At 62.0% G+C, this 16819-nt stretch carries 13 protein-coding genes and 1 tRNA gene; 9 read left to right on the top strand and 5 right to left on the bottom strand.

The window, feature by feature from the left end:
* The first annotated feature begins 19 nt into the window (after positions 1-19).
* From OE856_RS00165 to OE856_RS00145, 5 genes are all read left to right on the top strand, one after another.
* Positions 20-1297 (top strand): Na+/H+ antiporter NhaA, encoded by a 1278-nt coding sequence (locus tag OE856_RS00165; protein ID WP_263714021.1) that lies wholly within the window; start codon positions 20-22, stop codon positions 1295-1297.
* A gap of 212 nt (positions 1298-1509) precedes the next feature.
* Positions 1510-2169: an ABC transporter ATP-binding protein gene (locus OE856_RS00160; RefSeq protein WP_263714020.1), complete on the top strand. Its 660-nt coding sequence runs from the start codon at positions 1510-1512 to the stop codon at positions 2167-2169.
* Positions 2147-3715, top strand: a complete 1569-nt coding sequence (locus OE856_RS00155; RefSeq protein ID WP_263714019.1) for a capsule biosynthesis protein — start codon at positions 2147-2149, stop codon at positions 3713-3715. Before OE856_RS00160 ends, OE856_RS00155 begins: the two co-directional genes overlap by 23 nt.
* Positions 3715-4548, top strand: coding sequence for a 3-deoxy-8-phosphooctulonate synthase (gene kdsA / locus OE856_RS00150; RefSeq protein ID WP_263714018.1), 834 nt, complete (start codon positions 3715-3717; stop codon positions 4546-4548). The genes OE856_RS00155 and kdsA overlap by 1 nt, the downstream gene beginning before the upstream one ends.
* 91 nt (positions 4549-4639) lie before the next feature.
* A tRNA-Gln gene (locus OE856_RS00145) sits at positions 4640-4714 on the top strand.
* 72 nt (positions 4715-4786) lie between these two features.
* Here OE856_RS00145 and OE856_RS00140 read toward each other — a convergent pair.
* A complete protein-coding gene (locus OE856_RS00140) occupies positions 4787-5167 on the bottom strand; it encodes a tautomerase family protein (protein ID WP_263714017.1) in 381 nt (126 codons plus the stop codon).
* 88 nt (positions 5168-5255) lie between these two features.
* Here OE856_RS00140 and OE856_RS00135 point away from each other — a divergent pair, with 88 nt between their 5' ends.
* On the top strand, positions 5256-6113 hold the full coding sequence (locus OE856_RS00135) for a LysR family transcriptional regulator (RefSeq protein ID WP_263714016.1): 858 nt from the start codon (positions 5256-5258) through the stop codon (positions 6111-6113).
* A gap of 87 nt (positions 6114-6200) precedes the next feature.
* On the opposite strand, the gene OE856_RS00130 is transcribed toward OE856_RS00135, so the two are convergent.
* Positions 6201-9863 carry a choice-of-anchor I family protein gene (locus OE856_RS00130; RefSeq protein WP_263714015.1) on the bottom strand — a complete coding sequence of 1221 codons (3663 nt, stop codon included), beginning with the start codon at positions 9861-9863 and terminating at the stop codon, positions 6201-6203.
* Positions 9864-10195: 332 nt separating this feature from the next.
* On the opposite strand from OE856_RS00130, the gene OE856_RS00125 reads away from it, so the two are divergent.
* Positions 10196-12136, top strand: a complete 1941-nt coding sequence (locus tag OE856_RS00125; RefSeq protein ID WP_263714014.1) for a protein kinase domain-containing protein — start codon at positions 10196-10198, stop codon at positions 12134-12136.
* Between the two features lie 6 nt (positions 12137-12142).
* A complete protein-coding gene (locus tag OE856_RS00120) occupies positions 12143-12964 on the top strand; it encodes a PP2C family protein-serine/threonine phosphatase (RefSeq protein WP_263714013.1) in 822 nt (273 codons plus the stop codon).
* 80 nt (positions 12965-13044) lie between these two features.
* Here the strand turns inward: OE856_RS00120 and OE856_RS00115 are convergent, their stop codons facing one another.
* From OE856_RS00115 to OE856_RS00105, 3 genes are all read right to left on the bottom strand, one after another.
* Positions 13045-13548, bottom strand: coding sequence for a hypothetical protein (locus tag OE856_RS00115; protein WP_263714012.1), 504 nt, complete (start codon positions 13546-13548; stop codon positions 13045-13047).
* Between the two features lie 13 nt (positions 13549-13561).
* Entirely contained in the window at positions 13562-14221 is a 660-nt protein-coding gene (locus OE856_RS00110) for a rhodanese-like domain-containing protein (RefSeq protein WP_263714011.1), read from the bottom strand.
* Between the two features lie 249 nt (positions 14222-14470).
* Complete coding sequence (locus OE856_RS00105; RefSeq protein ID WP_263714010.1) at positions 14471-14707, bottom strand: hypothetical protein; 237 nt, start codon at positions 14705-14707, stop codon at positions 14471-14473.
* Between the two features lie 49 nt (positions 14708-14756).
* Here OE856_RS00105 and OE856_RS00100 point away from each other — a divergent pair, with 49 nt between their 5' ends.
* Positions 14757-16763, top strand: a complete 2007-nt coding sequence (locus OE856_RS00100) for a phosphate ABC transporter substrate-binding/OmpA family protein (protein ID WP_263714009.1) — start codon at positions 14757-14759, stop codon at positions 16761-16763.
* Positions 16764-16819: the final 56 nt, after the last annotated feature.

Raw genomic sequence — 16819 nt, 5'->3', positions numbered from 1 at the left:
CTAGATCGGGGGAGAGCAAATGTATCGCGTCTGGAATTTCGTCACAAACTACTCATTGCTGCTGATCGCCGGGGCGGTTGTGGCCCTGCTGTGGGCCAATATCGACCCGCATTCCTATCATGACTTTGTCGAGTTCGTTCTGATCGACGATTTCTTCATCGGCCACGCGCATGAGGTCGACGGGCATATCCACCGGACGCTGACGCTGCACTACCTGATCAACGACGTGCTTATGGCGCTGTTCTTTGCCATCGCCGCCAAAGAGGTGTGGGAGGCGGTGATCCTGCAAAACGGCTCGCTGCGCGGGAAAAAGGCGGCAACGCCCCTCTTTGCCACACTTGGCGGGATGCTGGGCCCGATTACGGTCTATCTGGGCCTCGCCGCCATCCTTGGCTCAACCACCTTTGATGCCGTCAGCCGTGGCTGGGCCATTCCCACCGCCACCGACATCGCCTTTTCCTACCTGGTGGGTCGCATCGTGTTCGGCGCGGGCCACCCGGCGGTGCGCTTTCTGCTGCTGCTGGCCATCGCCGATGACGCGGCCGGCCTGATCATCCTGGCGATCTTCTACCCCTCGGGCGAGCTGGCGATGGAATGGTTCGGCTTCTCGGTTCTGGTGGCTGTTGCGACCTTTGTCATCTTCAACTGGCTGCCCCGCTACCTGGATCGCGGCGACCAGCTGCGCAAGCGGTCGACCTGGATGCGGACCAAGCTGTCCTTCTGGCCCTATGCGATTGCCGGTTGCCTTAGCTGGTATGGCTTTCAAGAGGCTGGCCTGCACCCCGCCCTGGGCCTGCTGCCCGTGGTGCTCACCATCCCCCATGCCGACCGCGCCTTCGGCATCTTTGCCGAGGCCGAGCAGTATCTGCATGACATCCTCAACGAGATGGAACACGCGCTGAAGATCCCGGTCGAGATCATCCTGTTCTTCTTTGGCCTGGCCAATGCGGGGGTCGAGTTCTCTTCGATCGGCTCGCCCACCTGGCTGGTACTGGCGGGCCTGATCATCGGCAAACCCGTCGGCGTGATGCTGTTCGGCTATATCGCCGCACATCCGCTGAAGCTGGGCCTGCCGGCTGGCATGCGCACCATCGACCTGTTCGTGGTGGGCTGTGTGGCGGCGATCGGCTTTACCGTGTCGCTGTTCATTGCCGCGGTGGCCTTTGACAGCTCGGTCCAGCTGGAAGGCATGCGCGTGCAGGATGCCGCCAAGATGGGCGCCCTGTTCAGCTTTGTCGCCGCGATCATCTCGATCGTGGCGGGCAAGCTGTTGCGGGTCGAAAAACAGCACAGCTGACCCGGATACGGGCGCAACACGCCGCCCCCGGCCGGGGCGGCGTTTTCGTGCCGCGCCGTCAGTGCGGCCGGGCATTGTCAATTTGCCAAGGAATTGGACATAATGCCGCCTAAATGCCCCGGTATTGTCCCCGTTACGGCAACCCCATAACCCGTTGAAAATCGGGATCGCGCGCACAGATTAAGCAGGCAAGCAGCATCGGACCCCCGTGAATGATCGAGTTCACCAATGTCAGCAAGTCCTTCTGGACCGGCACCCAGCGCAAGGTGATCCTTGACCGGGTGTCATTTCGCGTTGAGCTTGGCCGCTCGCTGGGCGTGCTGGCCCCCAACGGCACCGGCAAGACGACGCTGATCAACATGATGGCGGGGCTGGAAAAACCCGATGAGGGCACGATCACCCGCACCAGCCGTATCTCGTTTCCGCTGGGCTTCATGGGCGGGGTGGTTAATCGTCACACCGGCACCGAGAACGCCCGCTATATCGCGCGGCTCTACGGGCTTGATCCCGATTATGTCGAGGCCTTTGCCCGCTGGATGGCCGACATCGAGGAATATTTCGACATGCCGCTGGGCACTTACAGCGCGGGCATGCGGGCGCGGTTCACTTTCGCGCTGATGCTGGCGCTGGACTTTGATATCTATCTGATCGACGAAGGCATGCCGGCCACCACCGATGTGGCCTTTAACAAACGCGCGGGCGCAATCTTGCGTGAACGACTTGAAAAGGCCACCGTGGTAGTGGTTTCTCATCAGGCGGAAACATTGCAAAGGTTCTGCCGCTCTGCCGCTGTGCTGTCTCATGGGCAGTTGCATATGTTTGACACACTGGAAGAGGCCAAGAGGCTCTATGACTACGAAACCCAGAGCTAGAAAATTCCGCATCCGCCGCAGCGGACCGTTGGGATTTGGCCGCCCCAAGACCGATCAGTCCGAGCAGAGCCACCCGGTCGAAGAAGGTTTCGAGCGCCACCCCGCTCAGCCGGCCGCCACCGGTGAAAATGACATCGTGTCGATCCGCAAAGAGGGGCTGACCGGGCGCCAGCTGCGCATGGCCCGCCGCGTTGCCCAGAAACACGGCCTGGCCCCCACATCCGATTTCGACGCCGTGCGCCTGCTGCGCAAACATGGCATCGACCCGTTCCAGCGCGCCAACATGCTGGAACTGGTCGCCAATGACGACGCACCGCAACCCGGCCAGCAACCGCCGAAACTGCCGCAGACCGCGCCTGTTTCCGCCAATCTGCCCGGCACCGCCCTGGCCCAGCACGACCCGGTGTCGCAGGTCATGCAGATCCAGCGCGACATCGCGCGGCGCCGCAAGCGCAAGCTGGCCATGCTGTTCACCCGCCTTGCGATGTTCGTGGGCCTGCCCGGTTTGATCGCGGGCTATTACTACTTTGCCGTGGCCACGCCGATGTATGCCACGAAATCCGACTTTGTGATCCAGCAGGCGGACGCCCAGGTCGGGGGGGGCTTCGGCAGCATGTTCGCCGGCACCGGCCTGGCCGTGCAGCAGGATTCGACCGCCGTGCAGAACTTTCTGCAATCGCGCGAGGCCATGCAGCGGCTGGATTCCGACCTTGGCTTCAAGGCGCATTTCAGCAGCCCCGAGGTCGACCTGCTGCAACGCCTGCCCGCCGATGCCACGAACGAGGCCGCCTACAAGCTTTACAAGCGCAACGTGAAGATCGGCTTTGACCCCAGCGAGGGCCTGCTGCGGATGGAGGTCATCGCCGCCGACCCCGCCAGCAGCGAAGCCTTTTCCCGCGCGCTGATTTCCTATGCCGAGGAACGGGTCGACGGACTGACCCAGCGTCTGCGCGAAGACCAGATGTCGGGCGCCCGTGCCAGCTATGACGACGCCGAGGCCCGTGTGGCCGAGGCCCAGGGCCGCGTGCTGGAACTGCAGGAACGCCTTGGCGTTCTCGATCCCGCCTCGGAAACCAGCGCGCTGATGAGCCAGATCAACAATTTCGAAATCCAGCTGCAGGAAAAGCGCCTGCAACTGCAACAGCTGCTCGACAACTCGCGCCCCAACTCGGCCCGTGTCGAAGGCGTGCGCGGCGACATCCAGCGCCTCGAGGCCCTGGTCGCGCAGCTGCGCGCCTCGATGACCGACAGCACCTCGGGCGAGGATTCGCTGGCCCGCGTCTCGGCCGAACTGCGCATCGCCGAGGCCGACCTGGCCAACCGGCAGCTGCTGCTGCAACAGGCGCTGCAACAGCTGGAAACCGCCCGGATCGAGGCCAACCGCCAGGTGCGTTACCTGTCGATGGGCGTCAGCCCCGTCGCCCCGGACGAGCCCACCTACCCGCGCGCCTTCGAGAATACCGTGCTGGCCTTCCTGATCTTCGGTGGCATATACCTGATGGTGTCGATGACGGCCTCCATTCTCAGGGAACAGGTATCAGCCTAATGAAAGACGTAGTGATCGGCGGCTTGACCGTCAGCAACGACCGCCCGCTTACGGTGATTGCGGGCCCCTGCCAGCTGGAAACGCTGGACCACGCCCTGATGATCGCGACCAAGATGCAAGAGACCTGCGCCGCCGCCGGGGCGCAGTTCATCTTCAAGGCCAGCTTCGACAAGGCCAATCGCACCTCGCTGGGCGGCAAGCGCGGCGTCGGCATGAAACGCGGGCTGGATATCCTGGGCGAGGTCAAATCGCGCCTGAACGTGCCCGTGCTGACCGACATCCACGAAGCCGAACAATGCAAGCCCGTGGCCGAGGTGGTCGATGTGCTGCAGATCCCGGCCTTTCTGTGCCGCCAGACCGACCTGTTGCTGGCCGCCGGCGAAACCGGCGCGGTGATCAATATCAAGAAGGGTCAGTTCCTGGCGCCCTGGGACATGGCCAATGTCGTGCCCAAGGTCGAATCGACCGGCAACAACCGCATCCTGCTGACCGAGCGCGGCACCAGCTTTGGCTATAACACCCTGGTGGCCGACATGCGCGGGCTGCCCACCATGATGCGCACCGGCTATCCGGTGATCATGGACGCCACCCATTCGGTGCAGCAGCCCGGCGGCCAAGGCGGCAGCTCGGGCGGGCAACGCGAATTCGCCCCGGTCATGGCGCGCTGCGCCGTGTCGCTGGGCATCGCGGGCGTCTTTATCGAAACGCACGAGGCGCCCGACACCGCCCCCTCTGACGGGCCCAACATGATTCCGCTGGCGCAAATGCCCGATCTGGTGACATCGCTGATGGCGTTTGACGCGCTGGCCAAGTCAAACCCGATCCGCGTCTGACCCGCATATGGGCGCGCCTCAAGAAACTGCATTTTTTCGCGAAAATGGTCTTGAAGCGCGCCGGAGTCTGGCGTAATCAACCGGCCACTGTTGGGGTGTAGCCAAGTGGTAAGGCAGCGGTTTTTGGTACCGTGTACCGTAGGTTCGAATCCTACCACCCCAGCCATCTATCTGCCTGTGTGCCCGCCGATGCGTGGCAAAGACAAGCACGATAAGCCCCCCTACCTTTACAGCCCGCTCACGCGTATTGCGCCAGCCCACGGCCAAGCGACCAGTTCTCTTTTTCGCCTTCGGTGATATTCACGAACAGATCCTCGGCCCTCAGCCCCGGGGCGCGCGTCAGGTGCTCGACCATACGCCTGTAAAGGGCTTTCTTCTGCTCTGCCGTTCGCGACCGGATGGCGCTGATGTGAACGATGACAAGGTCGTCGCTGCGGGAAACACCCATATAGCCGGGGCTATAGCGAAAGTTGGATGCCTCGATTTCATTGATGACCATGAACCCGTTATCGTTCGGCATGCTAAAGGTTTCATGCAAGGCCGCATGGACGCCGTCCATGATTGCACTGCGATAGTCTTCCGACTTGCCGCACCGCATCGAGATCGTGACGAGTGGCATAGATTTTCCTTCCTGGTGGTTGCCTTCGTCCCGATCAGAGTTCATATTCGTTACTTATGTCAAAGAATAGCAATAATAATAAATTGCAATGATCAAACGGCCTTTAGACCTTTCGACCGTGCGCGCCTTCGTGTTGATTGCCGAATTGCGCAACTTCACCCGCGCTGCCGAGGCGCTTGGCACGACACAGGCGTCGATCAGCCTGATGCTCCAGCGGCTCGAGAAATCGCTGGGATGCCAATTGGTTGTTCGAACGCCTCGTCGCGTAGAGCTTTCCGCCGACGGCCGCGTTTTCCTGGATCACGCCCGAAATATGCTCGCGGCGCATGATGGCGCCTTCTCTGCTCTTGGAACGTCAAAAGAGAGACTGACCATCGGCATCAGTGATCATGTCGCCGGCCCCGAATTGTCGCAGATGATCGCCAGAATGAACGCCCAGAACAGCAATCTGATCATGGAGGTGCGGATCGGATCATCCGCCGATCTGCTGCAAGCCTATGACCAACGCGGGCTGGACGTGGCCCTGACCCGGTTCCAGGCCGACCGCGACGACGGAAAGGTCATCGCCAGGGAAAGCTTCCACTGGTTCGCCGCACCCGGATGGGAATACCGCTCGGACGAGCCTCTTCCTGTCGCCACAATGCCGGAACCCTGTGGCGTTCGGTTGCTGGCGGGTCAGTTGCTGGATGAGGCCGGTATTGCATGGAATGAGGTCTTTGTCGGCGGCGGCGTGTTGGCTGTTGCCGCCGCGGTTCAGGCGGGCTTGGGGGTGGCGGCCCTGTCACGCCGCATGGCTCCTCTTGGCATGTTGGATGTCGGGCCACGGCTGGGCCTGCCCCAGCTGCCTAAACTGCCGATCGTCCTGTATTCGCGCACGGCATCTGAACGCGCAGAAATGGCTGTCTCGACGCTGGCGTCGGTCTTCTGTTCGGCCGTGAAGTCCTGAAAGACCTGACAGCCGCGCGCGCCACGACATGAAACCGCCCGACAGGATCTGCCGGGCGGTGTCTTTGATCTGCTGATGCGCCTTTGATCAGAACAGGAAGCTGTCCTCGCCAAAGTAATGCGCGGCGAAGGTCAGTTCGATCGACAGCGCGTCGCCCTGATCGCCATAGGCGACATGCACCTCTTTGTTCGACAGCTCGGTCACGGTCAGGTCCGCGAACTCCAGCCCGGTGCCGCTGAGGTCGATCTTGTCGTTGCGCTGAAGGTCGGTGATCGTGTCATTGCCGTCGCCAAAGTTGAAGACAAAGCAATCCATGCCGTTACCGCCGGTCAAGAGGTCATCCCCCAGCCCGCCGATGATCTTGTCACGACCATTGCCGCCGTCGATGGTGTCGTCACCGGCACCGCCCGACAGGCAATCCTTGCCGTTGCCGCCCAGGATCACGTCATCGCCGCCATTGCCGTCGATGGTGTCCCGGCCATTGCCGCCCGAGATCTCATCGTCGCCGATCGTGCCACTGATCACGTCAGCCTTGCGGCTGCCGGTGATCTCTTTGCCGAACTCCAGGTCGAACACCGCCGTGGTGCCCGAAACCTCGTAGGACACGGCGATCTGGGCGATGCCCGAGGTGCTTTCCTCGGCCGGGATGAAATCGATCACCTCGGGGCTGATATGGCCCATTGCGCCGCTCTCGATGTAATCGACGAACTGCGAATTGGCCGGGTCCGAGATGTCGTAGATCATGATGCCGCTGTCGCGTTCCAGACCGATAAAGGCCAGGGTCTTGCCCTCGACCACGCCCACGGCGATGGCTTCGGGCTCGGGGCCTTTGTTGTCCGACCGGTTTTCGTCAACCTCGCTGGGATCACCCGAGGGGTAATCGTCGTTGTTGAACGCGTTCGGCACGCGGGTGGCGGCGATGATCTGTTCGAAATCCGATCCGCTGTCGAACACCAGGTTGCCATCGGCATCGTAGATCGTGAACGAGCGCGAGCCATAGCTGTGCAGCACGTCGATATCGCCGTCACCGTCGGTGTCGCCGTCGATGATCGAGACATTCAGGCGCTCCAGCCCGGTGGTGTCGACGCTGGGGTCGATCGACAGGCCAGCCACGTCACCATCCAGAATGTCGCCCACGCGGGCCGCATCACCGCCCTCGTCGAAATCACCACGGTCGTCGCCTTCGTTCGCGGTCAGGAAATAGGTCTGACCGTTGATCTCGGCGGCGGCGATGGCATCGGGCATGCGCAGACCAACCAGGTTGTCATAGGTGGTGATATTGATGGCGCCGTCCTTGTCGGATGCGTCCAGCCCCACGACCGAATGATCCTGGGTGCCCAGCGGCACGATCTTTTCCCAGCCCATGGTGGTCAGGTCGAACACCGCAACCGCGTTGGCCTCTTGCAGGGTCACGAACAGCTTGCCACCGGCCTCGGCGATATATTCCGGCTCGAAATCGGTAGCGGGAGTTTCACCGGGGAAGATCCGCACGCCGGCCTCGCGCAAAGCGTCGATATCGGCGTTGAACTGCTCGAACCCAAAGGTCTGGGCGGTCATGGTCGCCACGTCGATGATCGAGATCGACCCGGCCGGATCCTGATCGGCCTGCTTTTCGCCCTCGTTGGCGACAAAGATCATGGTGCCGTCTTTCGAGAAGGTCACCATGTCGGGCAGGTTACCCGCCTCGACGGTACCCTTGGGCGTGCCGTCCAGATCAAACAGGGCCACGACGCCGTTCTGGGCATAGACCGGATCAACCGGGTTTTCGACGGTCAGCTCGACGCCGGGCGCGGCCAGGAACAGCAGCTGCCCGCCTTCACGCAGGTTGTCGTCGGTGATCTGGCCGCCGGGGCCTTCGACATCGAACCGGTCCTGGTCATCCAGGCCATGCGCCTGAACATCGGCCAGGAACAGCGTACCGGGGGCCTCGCCGAACAGGGTCGAGACATCCAGAATGCCCGAGCTTTCCCAATCGCCATTGTCCTTGGCACCGGTGTAGAAGAAGTTCTCTTCCACCGAACCGATCGGGTAATGCGCCGCCTGATCGACAAAGGCCACGCGGGTGACTTCGCCGGTGGTGGGGTCGATGCGCACGATGCTGGCATCGTTCTGGTTGGGGGCGTCGGCGTCGAACAGATCGCCGTTCGCGCGGTCCTCTTGCACATAGATCATGCCGTCATCGGCCCAATCCAGGTTGTCGGGGCTGCGCAGGGCCTGGGCCGGATCGTCGTCGCCATCATACAGGATGGTGGTCGTCGCCGTGGGCGCGTTGATGTCGGTGAAATCCAGGTCGATGATATAGGTGGTGCCCACCTCATCGGCGCCGCCAAACGCACCGGCACGGCCGGTCGAGGCAAACACGATCTGCGTGCCATCGGCGGGGTTGGTCGCCACGTCTTCGGGGCGCGACATCTGGAACGCACCGACGGCCTTGGCCTGGGTCCACAGGTTTTTCTGGGTCGGATAGCCGAACTCGTCATAGCCATTGGCACCGAATTCATCGGCCAGGGCCAGGTTCGGGCTGTTGTCGATCTCGACCCAAGCGCCCGCAGCACTGTTGCCGGTGCCGTTGAAATCGCTGGGATCAAGCGCGCCGCTGTCGGCCGTCCAGACATACAGCTTACCGCCTTCCAGACCGTTGCGAGCCAGGAACCCGGCGTCGGCATCGGTGCTCTTTTCACCGACATACAGGTAAACCGGCGCACCTTCGCGGTTGCCGTCGCCATCGGCGTCAAAGGGCGAGGTGTCATCGGCCAGCACAAAGGCCACGTGAGTGTCGGTGCCGGTATCGACCTGGGTCACGTTTTCCCAGGCGCCGCGACCAAAGGCGGGCAGCGCATAGATGGTGCCGGTCTCGATATCCAGCGCCCATTCGGCGCCGCCAGTGCCCGAGAAGGCGCCGCCGGTTTCCTCGCCGGTGAAATAGATGTTGTCGACCAGGCCCTGACCTTCGCCAAAGGTGTCGGCCTCGAACAGCACGCTGGAACAGAAACGTTCGAACCCGGCCTTGTTTTCAAAGGTGAACGAGGTGTCGGTCGCGACATTGCCCGCTGCATCGACGATCTGCTGGATCGCCGGGCCGCCGTCGATGATCGACTTGGTGGCGATATCGATGTCGAAATACGAAATGCGCGCGCCGGTCAGCTCGATCCCGTCAACCTCATAGGCATAACCGTCGTTCGAACCCATCTCGTGGTTGACGAACACCCGCACGGTGTCGTCGTTCAGCTTGATCGCGCCGATCCCGTCCAGAATGCCCGGAGGGGTATAGCCGTTGTCCAGCGACGCGCCCACGGTAAAGATGGGGGCGGTGGTCCAGCCCTCTTCGCCGACCAGCATCGGCTCGGATGCGATCTCGGTGTTCTCGCGCTCGACCGCGACGGCGATGCCGGCGGCGCTGACGGCGACCGAATTCAGCCCGTCATAGCCGGGGATGGTCGACAGATCGACCGAGTTCAGCAGCAGACCGGTGCTGGCATCAATGATGTCGATGCGGTCTTGTTCGCCATTGGTGACGTAAAGCTTGCCCTCGAAATAGGATACCACTTCGGACCCGCCTTCGCCGATACCGCTGTCATATGCGGTCACCAGCTCGACGCCCAGGTTATCCAGAACTTCGGTTTGAACGGCGTTGCCTTGCGGCCCGACCACTTTGGCCTGCTCTGGTTGCGCGGCCTCAACAGCCTGAATCACGGCGGCCAGGGCATCAATATCCTGCGGCAGCCCGCCTTTAATCTTGAAATGTTTCATGAAACTTCCCCCACGGTGTGTTTCAACAAATATCGCCGGGGCAGCCGAATGCCTTGCCCCGATGCACGAGGGCTAGGCCATTAACGTAAATCAGATGTGACACAAATTTGGGGAAGCGAAAGCGGTGGCGCGTGGCATCGGCAAGACCGGCTGCGCGGCGCAACCAATGGCTGCATCAGGTGCGCCGCCACCCGCACGCAATACGTGCGCCATGCTGGATATGATCAACCTAATTTACATCAAATCCACACAATACGATCACTTTCTTGCCTCTATTCAAAGATAGTTTCCAAATCGTAGCCGTAGATCCCTTGGGCAAGATGGGTAGCAGAATGACCTCTACACTGATGTCTCAAAACTTTACCGACGAAGAGTTCACTGACGAACTCCAGCCAGGAACCAAGCTGCTGCACGGGCAGTATGTGATCAAGAAATTCCTGGCGAGCGGCGGCTTTGGCATCACCTATCTGGCAACCGACAGCCTGGACCGGCTGGTCGTGATCAAGGAATGCTACCCCGAAACGATCTGCCGCCGCACCTCGTCGCGAGTTCACCCGCGCTCGCGCGCCCATGCCACGGCCTATCGCACCATCGTCGATCTGTTCATCGAAGAGGCCCGCAAGCTGGCCCGCCTGTCGCACCCCAATATCGTCGGCGTGCACCAGGTGTTCGAGGATTTCGACACCGCCTATATGGCGCTTGATTATGTCGATGGCCAGGACCTGCTGGAAGTCGCCCAAAGCAGCAAGAAGATCCAGCCCGAGGCGCTGGAACGCATGGTTCTGAAGATCCTGGATGCCATTGATTTCATTCACGCCCAGGGCCTGTTGCACCGCGATATCGCGCCCGACAACATCCTGCTGAACCAGCAGAACGAACCGATCCTGATCGACTTTGGCGCCGCCCGCGAAACGGTCACGCGCGCCACCCGGATCATCGGCGCGCTGCAAACCGTCAAGGACGGCTATTCGCCCAACGAATTCTACGTCACCGACGCCGATCAGTTCCCCTCCAGTGATCTCTACTCGCTGGCCGCATCGCTCTATCACGTGATGACCAAGACCCTGCCGCCCAATGCACAGGAACGGCTGTCGGCCATCGCCGGCGGAGAGCCCGACCCCTATGTGCCCATCGCCGGGCTGGTTCAGGGTTACTCGGCCGATTTCCTGGCCTGCATCGACAAGGCGCTGGCCGTGTTCCCCAAAGACCGGATTCAGTCTGCGGCCGATTGGCGCGGCATGTTGGCCGCCTCGAAGGTTCTGCCGATCACCAAGGGCGCCAAGCCCCAACAGAATCAGCCCGCCGCCAAGGCCCCGCAAAAGCAGCTGCCCGCCGTAAAGGCCGGGGCAGAGAACAGCCCGACAGAGGCCCCGGCCCCCGTGCGCGAAGCGCGCAGCAACCGTGGCCTGATCGGCATCTCTGTCGCGGCCGTCGCGGCGGCACTTGGGGTTGGCGCGGTTCTGATGACCGGATCGGGCCCCGAAGACACGGCCGCCCCCGCGCCCAAAACCATTGCGGCGGCCCCCGTGGTCGTCGAACCCGCCCCCACCCCCGTCACGCGCTCTGTGGCCGCCGAGGCCCCCAAGGCCCGCCCGGCGGCGCCCAAGGCAACTGCGGAACCCGCGCCACAACTGGTCGCGGCCGCCTTTACCCCTGCCCCGCAAGCGTCGCAGAAAACCGCCTCGGACGAGGTTGAAACCATCGCCGGCGTCACGACCGCCAATATCGTCGACTTTGCGGTCCTGCCCAACCTTGGCGACCCGACCGTCGTTTTGATGGCCGGCGGCGCGGCGGGCGAACAGATCAAACCCGGCCAAAAGATCGCCTCGGTGAACGGGGTCGCGATCGCCTCGCTGGAAGACGTGCCGCAAGTCATCAGCGACACCGCCTATTACAGCGTCGGCGATGCCGTGACCGTGACGTTGGCCCTGCAAGACAGCGCCACCGGGCGCTCGGCCACCCAGGACATCACCCTGCCCGCGATCCGCGAAACCAGCCTGCCCAACGGCATGCGCTTTCAGTCGCAGAAAATCGGTGGCGAATGGGTCACCACCCTTGCCAGCGGCGGCAGCGATGATCCTGCCGGCCTGCAGGTCGGTGACCGGATCGTCGCCTTCATGCCCGCGAACGAACCGATCGACAGCCCCGACGCGATCGCCGACATCCTGCGCCGGGAAATCCAGAACGGGGCCACGCGCTTTAACTTTGCGGTGAACCGGGCGGATAACCTGTGGTTCGTCTCCATGCAGATGGCTGCGACCGCAGGGAACTGATCTGCCATGAATTTCGCGTTCTCAGGCACCAAGGTCAGGCCGCAGCGCGCCCGCTGGACCCCGCGCTACGACGTGTCGGGCAAGCTGTGGATCGGGCGCCGCGCGCGGCAAGAGGATGTTCTGAAAGTAAAATTCGCGACCGATCCCGGCCACGCCATTCTGGTGCTGGCGGATGGGATGGGCGGCCACACCTCGGGCCAGGTGGCCAGCAAGCTGGTCGCGGGCAACGTCTTTGGTAACCTCAAGGCCGACGCGCCACAGCTGTTGGCCGCCGAGCATCACCTGCCCGGCTATCTGAAATCCGCCGCCGAGCGCACCAATGACGGCATTCGCGAGACGGTCGCCCAGAACCCCGAGCTTTCGGGTATGGGCTCGACGCTGGTGGGCCTCGTCCTGTCGCAGGACCGGCTGTATTGGGTGTCGGTCGGAGACTCGCCGCTATACCGCCTGCGCAAGGGCGAGTTGACCCGCCTCAACCAGGATCATTCGATGGCGGCCGAGATCGATTTCATGGTCAAGAACGGGCTGATCAGCCCCGAAAGCGGCCGCGACCACCCCGACCGCAACTGCCTGAAATCAGCGGTGACGGGTCTGCCGATGAAGCTGGTCGACTGCCCCGTGCAACCGATGACCGTCGAGGCAGGCGATCTTTACATCCTGGCCAGTGACGGGCTGCAAACCCTGCCCGACGACCGCATTCGCGATATCGCCTGGCAGCAGCGCGGCGCCGATGCCGCGACCATCGCCGTGTCACTGATCACCGCTGTGATGCATGAGAACAAGCCCGACCAGGACAACACCTCGGTCGCGATCATCAAGACCATCTGACACTTCCGCCCCGTCGGAACGAAGAAGGCCGCCCATCACGGGCGGCCTTGTCGCGTTGCGGGCGTCGCGTGAACCTGCGTTCAGTTGCTGAACTGCACATTCCCCGCATCGCGGATCGAGTCGACATAGTCATCCTCTTTCGCCTCGGACGGCAAAACCATCAGAGACATCAGGGCACGCACCCCGGCCGGACCGGTGCTGGTGACCATGAACTTGGGCAGCGGGCCGGCATATCCATCCACCAGATGGCGATGGAAAATCATGTCGGCCTCGGCCTCGGACAGCCCGGCCTCTTGCGCGGTGGAAAGAAACCGGTCGGCTGTCGATTTAAGCGCATTGCCATGTTTGTTGAATGCCTCGGCATCCCCGGCCTTGTTGGCATCAACAGTCGCCTTGATCGCATCAACGATCTTTTCCGCGTAGAAATCGAGGCGCCGCTGATCTTTCTGCTCGAGATCGTCATAGCCGACCCGCACGACCTGATCTTGCGGCACGAAACCGACCTGGATCCGGGTCTGGGCGTGGCCGGCCATTGGCACCGCAATGGCCGCGACAATCGCAAGGAACCTGAAAGTATCCAGCATGTTCCCAACTTCCTTAGCTGTTACCCGGCACGTGAACCGACAGACCAAGGGCCAGCCAGGCCTGCATGCCGCCGCGGTAATAGCGCAGCTTCTCGGGCGGATAGCCCACCGAGATCAGGTTGCGAATGGCGCGCGGCGACTGCCCGCACCAGGGCCCGTTGCAGAACAGGGCAAGATCTTTCGCCTCGGTGAAATCCCAGGTGCCGTCCGCGGCCTGAACCCCGCCCAGCAGTTGCAGCACGGGCACCAGGAACGGGTTCTCTTCGGGGTTTTCAAACAGGTTGAAGGCCAGGTTGATCGAGCCGGGGATCGTGCCCCCGCGATACCAGGATTCCACCCGCGCATCGATCAGCGCACCGGTGCCCTTCTCGACATGCTCGTCCAGGAATTGCAGCAGCTCCAGCTCGCCGATGGTTTCAACACCTTCTGCGGCCTCCATCGGCTGCACACAGAACGGCGGGCACGGGCGCGAGGTCTTGGCAAAGGCCTCGGGGATGACCGCATCGGTGTTCTGATCGCGCTCGATGACGTGGAACTCTTCGCCATTGTCGAATTCAAAGAACGGCAGTTCCTGGGTGATAAAGACATCCTGGGCCGATGCAGGCATTGAAAGGCTGGCTGCCAGGCCCAGACCGGCAACGATACGGAAAGCGAAACGCGACGCAATGTGCATGGGGATCTCCCAGTTTTATTGTCCTAGGACACGGTGAAACGAAGTGCGACTACACGCACCGGTAGAAGTGCTTGGATATCGAGAATAGGTTCGAAGCCGGTGGTTCTATGGCAGAAATGAGATTTTTCATGACAAATTATGGACAGTTTGGAACCGCCAGGCCGGATTGTTGTGCATTTGGCCATGAAACAACCACTTATGGGGTGTTTTGATCGCCGTTTTGAACAGAAAACCCGCTTTGGTTGCGCCCTAAAGGTCTGAAAAGCCGGATTGTGTCAGCGAAATGTGCCCAAAACGCAGCCCCGGAAACAATGCCTGAATATTGCCTAATTTTGTCCACACATCATTCATATCAACAAGCGCATCTTCGGATTTGAAGACTTTGTATCGAACATCACCGGCTGCGGTCTGCGCCTCGACCAGTTCATCCAAGAGTTGTGTCAGCGCAGAAATCGAAAAAGAGGAGACCGCTGTGAAATTGGTCACTATTGGCACCGTCAAACGCGCCTTGAGGACAACCACGATCCTCGGGGCAATGTCCCTGCCTTCCGCCGCACTGGCATCCGAGATCACGCTCCAATCGACGGACGGCACCCTGAAATTCGTCGGTGAGTTCATCGACTTCCAGGATGACCACTACATCATCAAGACCAATCTCGGGAATATCAGCATCGGCTCTGCCGGGGTGACCTGTGCGGGCGACGCCTGCCCCGACCTGGCCGCGGCCGAGGCCCAGCCCGCCGCGCAACCCGCCGCCCCGGCCGAATTCGTCAGCGGGCCGGTGACGCTGCAATCGTTCGATGGCGCGCTGAAATTCGAAGGCGAACTGATCGCCATCACCGACGGCAACTATATCGTCCGCACCCAGCTGGGCGACCTGCAAATCCAGACCAACAGCGTAACCTGCGAGGGCGAGCCCTGCCCCAAGGTCGACGTGGCCTCGCTTGAACCGGCTCAGGAAGAAGAGCTCAAGCCCCGCGACGTCGACGATATCCGCGTGACGCTGACCTCGTTTGACGGCGACCTGAAATTCGTCGGCGACCTGGTCGATATCACCAACGGCAAATACGTCATTCGCACCAACCTGGGTGAACTGCGCGTCAGTGCCAGCACCGTCAGCTGCGAAGGCCCCGCCTGCCCCGCCGTGGGCGGCGAGATCCTTGAAACCGCCCAGGCCGATGACAGCGCCCCGATCGAGATCAACTATACCATCTCGGGTTCCGAGCTGATCGGCGAGAACATGATGCCGCTGCTGATGAGCGGCTATGCCGCCTCGAAAAACGCGGCCGTCAAGATGACCGACCAGCCTGAACAGGGCGGAGCGGTTGCCAGCCTGATCGGCGACAACGGCAATGGCGACAATCTGGGGTCCTATCTTGTGGCCTCGACCTCGACCGAGCAGGCCTTCCAGGCCCTGCTGGCCGGCGAAGCCCAGATCGCCATGGCCTCGCGCCGCATTCGCCCCTACGAGGTGCAGCTGCTGCAAAACGCGGGCGCCGGTGACATCGACGGCGCCGACCAAGAACGCGTGATCGCGCTGGACAACCTGGTGATCGTCACCCATCCCGATAACGCCATCGCCCAGATCTCGACCGAAGATCTGAAAGGCATCTATAGCGGCCTGATCACCAACTGGTCACAGCTTGGCGGCAGCGATGCCCCGATCAACGTGCTGACCATGGCCCCCGAAACCGCCAGCCGCAGCTTTTTCGAAGAGCGCATCTTTGACGGCAAAGGCGCCGGCAAGAACAACCGTCAGACGGTTGTCGAAAGCGACGCGGATATGGCCGCCCAGGTTCAGGCCGACCCCAATGCCATCGGTTATGTCGGCTATGCCTTCCAGACCGGCACCAAACCGGTGACGCTGGTCAATGCCTGCGGCATCCCCTCGGTGCCGGATGCCTTCTCGGCCAAAACCGAGGAATACCTGCTCAGCCGCCGTCTGTATCTTTACAACCGCGCCGACAACCTGGATGCCGAAGCCGCCCAGTTCCTTGAATATGCGGTGTCGGAAAATGCCGACGCGATGATCGCCAAATCGGGCTTTATCAACCTCGACGTGGCGCGCCGCACCCAGTCAGAGACCGATGCCCGCGCCGTCAGCCTGGAAAACACCAAGGCCGGCACCCGTGCCGAGCAGAACGCCATCAGCGAGATGCTGGCCGAGATGGCCCAGCATGACCGCCTGTCGACGACCTTCCGCTTCCGCATGGGTTCGTCCCGGATGGATGAAAAGGCCCGCGACGAGCTGCCGCGCCTGGTTCAGTATCTCAAGGACCTTCCCGAAGGCACCGAGGTGACGCTGGTCGGCTTTACCGACTCGGTCGGCCTGTTCAACAAGAACCAGTCGCTGTCGATCAGCCGCGCCAGCCAGGTGCTGAACGAGATCAACACCGCCGCCGAGGGCAGCCTGAACGGGCTGAACTTCAAGGTGATGGGGTTTGGCCCGCTGGCGCCCTCGACCTGCAATGACACAGATGACGGCCGCGCGCTGAACCGCCGGGTCGAGATCTGGATCCGCAAGGGTCAGGCATCGGGGTAAACACGCCCCATAAAGAACCATCGACCGCGCCTTTCAGCCCGAAAGGCGCGGTTTTC

Origin of the sequence: Actibacterium sp. XHP0104, from assembly GCF_025751515.1 — a bacterium.
Lineage (GTDB): Bacteria > Pseudomonadota > Alphaproteobacteria > Rhodobacterales > Rhodobacteraceae > Actibacterium_D.
This window is presented reverse-complemented; position numbering and strand designations above follow the sequence as displayed.

Bases quoted from the DNA above. Each gene is read 5' to 3' on its own strand.
- OE856_RS00125 (WP_263714014.1), top strand. From the start codon at position 10,196: ATGACCTCTACACTGATGTCTCAAAACTTTACCGACGAAGAGTTCACT.
- OE856_RS00110 (WP_263714011.1), bottom strand. From the start codon at position 14,221: ATGCACATTGCGTCGCGTTTCGCTTTCCGTATCGTTGCCGGTCTGGGC.
- OE856_RS00115 (WP_263714012.1), bottom strand. From the start codon at position 13,548: ATGCTGGATACTTTCAGGTTCCTTGCGATTGTCGCGGCCATTGCGGTG.
- OE856_RS00120 (WP_263714013.1), top strand. From the start codon at position 12,143: ATGAATTTCGCGTTCTCAGGCACCAAGGTCAGGCCGCAGCGCGCCCGC.
- kdsA (WP_263714018.1), top strand. From the start codon at position 3,715: ATGAAAGACGTAGTGATCGGCGGCTTGACCGTCAGCAACGACCGCCCG.
- OE856_RS00135 (WP_263714016.1), top strand. From the start codon at position 5,256: ATGATCAAACGGCCTTTAGACCTTTCGACCGTGCGCGCCTTCGTGTTG.
- OE856_RS00140 (WP_263714017.1), bottom strand. From the start codon at position 5,167: ATGCCACTCGTCACGATCTCGATGCGGTGCGGCAAGTCGGAAGACTAT.
- OE856_RS00165 (WP_263714021.1), top strand. From the start codon at position 20: ATGTATCGCGTCTGGAATTTCGTCACAAACTACTCATTGCTGCTGATC.
- OE856_RS00100 (WP_263714009.1), top strand. From the start codon at position 14,757: ATGTCCCTGCCTTCCGCCGCACTGGCATCCGAGATCACGCTCCAATCG.
- OE856_RS00160 (WP_263714020.1), top strand. From the start codon at position 1,510: ATGATCGAGTTCACCAATGTCAGCAAGTCCTTCTGGACCGGCACCCAG.
- OE856_RS00155 (WP_263714019.1), top strand. From the start codon at position 2,147: ATGACTACGAAACCCAGAGCTAGAAAATTCCGCATCCGCCGCAGCGGA.
- OE856_RS00130 (WP_263714015.1), bottom strand. From the start codon at position 9,863: ATGAAACATTTCAAGATTAAAGGCGGGCTGCCGCAGGATATTGATGCC.